Annotated in this window: 2 protein-coding genes; both read right to left on the reverse strand. The window is 44.3% G+C overall.

Annotated features, from left to right (window positions below; translation table 11 throughout):
* Positions 1-121 precede the first annotated feature (121 nt).
* Positions 122-2,485: a TonB-dependent receptor gene (locus FRY97_RS21570; RefSeq protein ID WP_170254824.1), complete on the reverse strand. Its 2,364-nt coding sequence runs from the start codon at positions 2,483-2,485 to the stop codon at positions 122-124.
* Between the two features lie 20 nt (positions 2,486-2,505).
* Positions 2,506-3,372, reverse strand: a complete 867-nt coding sequence (locus tag FRY97_RS21575) for a DUF4249 family protein (RefSeq protein WP_147169694.1) — start codon at positions 3,370-3,372, stop codon at positions 2,506-2,508.
* Positions 3,373-3,614 lie beyond the last annotated feature (242 nt).

Consider the following 3,614-nt stretch of genomic DNA (forward strand, 5'->3'; position numbering starts at 1 on the left):
ACATCATTGATATGAAGTTATAAAAAACAAAAAGCACACGCTATCAATATTGCCATCTTACATCCCTTTACAACATCCATATTGCCGCTATAATAAAAGGCTGAAAGTACTTTGAAAATCATCAAAATTTCACTGAATAACTCACAGAAGGCAGAATTGGCAGCAAAGTGCGCGTTTGAAGTGTAGGTTTTATCCCAATATTTCCTTTACTATCTCTGCCTGTATTTTGAGTCACTAAATGGGCGTACAATACGTTTTGACGATTGTAGAGATTGTACAAACCAAAGCTCCATACCTGTTTGTTTCCCCAGCGGTTTGTTTTAGTGTGGTTGAAAGCCACATCCGCCCGGTGATAGGCTGGAAGCCTGTAGTTACCCCTGTCGTTGTAGATAAATAGAGGAACATTCTGACTATATAGGGTTTCTCCTCCAGGCGGGGAAGATATGATAGCGTCAGGAATGCTTACGGGATAACCACTACGCAGAATCCATGATAGGGAAGCATCCCATTTTTGGTTGATTTGCCAATTTAACGCTGTTGTTAGCTGATGGGGAGCGTCATATTTGAAAGGAAAGTAGTTGCCATTATTGATGTTTTGAAAGCGGCGAAAACTGCGGGAATAGGTGTATGCTGCCATGCCGTTCAGCCTGCCCGTTTTTTTATGTAAAAACACTTCTAAGCCAGTTGAGTATCCTTCGCCCTGATTTTCAATCAGGTTTTCCCACTGTTCAGTTACTGAAAACTGTAGATTAACACCTTCTCCAAAATCAGTCAGATTATCCATTTTTTTGTAGAAGTACTCAATGCTGAAATCAGTGTCCCATTGCTCGAAGTATTGAGCCAAGCCTGCCGCCCACTGCTTAGCGCGTTGAGGCGGTGCTGCGGCTGTCGCTGGTGCCCAAATGTCATTTTGAAGCCCAAGACTGCTACTTGCCAGCAGATGTATGTATTGTTGGGTTTGTCCGAAACCCAGTTTGAACGCTGTATGTCTCCTCAGGTTGTAACGCAAGCCAGCACGGGGTTCCCAAGCTCCATAATATGCCTGGTCTATCCAAAAGTTTGACCGCCTCAAGCCTATTGTGGCAGATACTTTCTTGGTAATAGTCCATTCATCCTCTGCATAGGCAGACAGAGCCGTACCCCACCGTTCATCTTTTACGCCTAACCGAGTACTACCGTCTGAATCTTCGTAAGTAAACAGTCCGCTTTGAGGCATAAAGTGATGTCTGACAGCCTCTATACCAAACTGTACTTTGTGGTTTCGTCCGAGCAAAAAAGTAAGGCGGGAACTGGCGAAATAATCTTCTAAGCCAGAGGAATATCCAATGCCAAAAAGAGAGCTGCTACTATCCAATTGTTGTTTGCCAGCCTGCTCGAAGTCGTACATAAACCGAGTATAACCCAGCGTATTTTCCAAAAATGCACCAGAAGCCCATGCTTTATTATGGCGTAAGGTAGTAGTGGAGTTGCCCCAGCCGATCTTAGACACAGACTCCTCAACAGGGTAGGTTTGGGCAAACAGTTTAAGATGGTCGTTTCCAATATAGGTACTCACGCTAATATACTCCGTATTACTGATTCTAAAGTTTAGCTTAGCGTTGAAGTCTGCCATAAGATAACTAAGGTGACTATCTGAACGCCCAGCCTTGTAGCTGGCTCGCATAGGAAAAAGCAGCAACCCAAGATAGGAAGACCTGCCTGATACCAACAAGCTGACCTTATTCTTTAACAACGGCCCTTCCAATGTGAGCCTAGAGGCTAGTAAGCCTACGCCAGCCTCGCCTTTCCATTTTTCCACATTGCCTTCCCGCATACGAATATCTAGTACGGAGGATAGGCGGCCTCCATAGCGGGCGGGATAGTTACCTTTTACCAATGTAACGTCTTTTATGGCATCGGCGTTAAATACGGACAAAAAGCCAAATAGGTGGTTGGGGTTGTAAACCACCGCCCCGTCCAGCAAAATAAGGTTTTGGTCAGGCGAGCCTCCCCGTACGAAAAGCCCGGAAGAACCTTCGTTTCCATTGCTCACGCCAGGTGTAAAAGAAAGGGCCTTGATGATATCGACTTCTCCGGCCAGTGAAGGCAGCCTTTTTATCTGTGGAATTGATAGCCGCACTTCTCCCAACTGTGTGGTATTGGCCACATTGTTCTCCCTAGAGGCACTTACTATAACCGTTTCAATCTGCTGGGTATTAAGGCGGATGGAAAGGGAAGTATCCCTCCTGAGGTTGAGACGAATGGTGTCGCTTTCGTATCCAATATAGGAAATAATCAACTCCTGCGTACCTTGACCAAGGTTAATCGCAAAGAAGCCAGAAGCATTAGTGGCATCCCCGCGCTGTGTTTTCGGTTCAAATACATTTGCCCCAATCAGGGGTTCGCCATTTTCGTCCGATACCGTACCGCTTACCACTTGTGCGTTAATCTCATTGGCATAAAGCAGCGCTATACATAAGGTAATCAATGATATAAATGCTTTCATCGTCCTGTTATTCATCGTATCTAAAATTGAACATTGACTTTTTTGCAACTGTAGCCCCCGACAAACCCGTAGCCCCCATAAACGTTTCCTGGCAGATAGATAGGTTCAAAAAATGGGTTGACGCTATAAATCCCAGTATTCAGTTCGTTGAAACGTTCCAACTGTTTTCCTAAAGCAATGGTCGCTCTTGAAGGAAAACAAATTGATACTTCCGCAGCGGTAAGGTCTACTGGTTTGTAATTGCTTGACGTTATGAGATAGTCGGTTGTTGGTTCTCTTCTGCAAGTATAGTCGGCATAGTATATATTATCAATGACGGGCAAATTAGGCTGGCACGAAGCTCCTTCTGGGGGGGCGAAAAAAGCTTCGTCCCCATCATCACTGAAAACTACCCTGCTTCCTATGTAATCATACCCTGCCCTATTGTTCACCAATCCTCCAATAGCTGCTAATACTTGCCCAGCATCATTACCTGGAATGGGTGTGACAGAAGTATAAATTTCAGAAAAATCAGGAATGGCAGGAATGGTGTCCGGCTCCGTAAGCAAGGAAGGATAGTCCATGTGGGTGACCGTAATGTGATAAACTTTACCTACTGATGGATACTTGTCAACCGCTGACTGATATTTACCTTCCGATATTTCTACCAGCGTATCAATGGGTATTCCGCCCTCAAATACAACAACCAGTGCGTTTTCGATTCCTATGTGGGCGTAATCCGCCCAAGCGGGTTGAGCACCCGAGAGATAAACTATGAAGGTGCTATCTGGGTTAAAATAACCCCAAGCAGTCATGGCCGAAGAGAAATCGTTCTGTTCTATATCAAATTCTGGCTGACAGGAGAATGACAAAAACACCGCAAAAAATAAATAAACACTTAATCTCATGTACTAACATTAACAAGTGAAGAATAAGGAAAACGATAAAGAGGATACCCACAAACGTTCAAAACGCGTGGGTATCCATTAGCATCATATTACAGATAACCGATTTTTCTATATAGGTTACCATTCATCAATTACAAACCACAAGAGGCACTACCTGTAATTCCACTACCTTGAGCTTCTACTTCTAGCCTTAACAAGTCTCTACAAGTTACTCCAAGTGTAGCGAATTGGGCGGGTGTCAC

This window comes from Phaeodactylibacter luteus (genome assembly GCF_007993045.1).
Lineage (GTDB): Bacteria > Bacteroidota > Bacteroidia > Chitinophagales > Saprospiraceae > Phaeodactylibacter > Phaeodactylibacter luteus.